The sequence below is a fragment of the Pseudomonas sp. EL_65y_Pfl2_R96 genome (assembly GCF_963970905.1).
Classification (GTDB): Bacteria; Pseudomonadota; Gammaproteobacteria; order Pseudomonadales; family Pseudomonadaceae; genus Aquipseudomonas.
On the sequence record NZ_CAXAQH010000335.1, the window covers coordinates 1 to 457 of the forward strand.

The 457-nt window shown below is 64.6% G+C and carries 1 protein-coding gene; it reads left to right on the top strand.

All coding sequences use genetic code 11. The features are described 5' to 3' along the window. The coding region (locus AACY49_RS30910; protein WP_445262692.1) for a hypothetical protein at positions 1–378 on the top strand (378 nt) is incomplete at its 5' end. Positions 379–457: the final 79 nt, after the last annotated feature.

Sequence of the window (457 nt, forward strand, 5' to 3'; positions counted from 1 at the left end):
GGCAGTGCGCTGATCGAACTGCTCGGTGTCCATCTTGGTGTTGAGATGCGCGGCGTGTGGGAGGCCGACGACGCGTTGCTCGACCTGATCCGCGACCGCGAAGTGTTGGGCTGCATCCTGAGCGATGTCGGGGGTGCTGGCGTTGCCACCGCCAATGAGGGGGCGACCGGCAAGGTAAAGCGGCAAATCATCCGCGATTGCCTGACCGGTGCAAACGGTCGCGGCAAGGTCGAAGGCTGGGTGCCGCGCTGGATGGCGTTTCCGCCTGCTGCCTATACGCTGCGCGACGGGGTGCAGACGGTCAGTCGCAGCATGGCGTTGGGCGGCCTCGTTGAAGCGGCGACCCCGCAGGTTCTGTCCATCGCCCGTGCGGCATGATCCGATCCCGGCGGTGCCTGTTGGCACCGCCGGTCATCACATGATGCGGTGAAATACCCATCACGAATCACAATTTGGC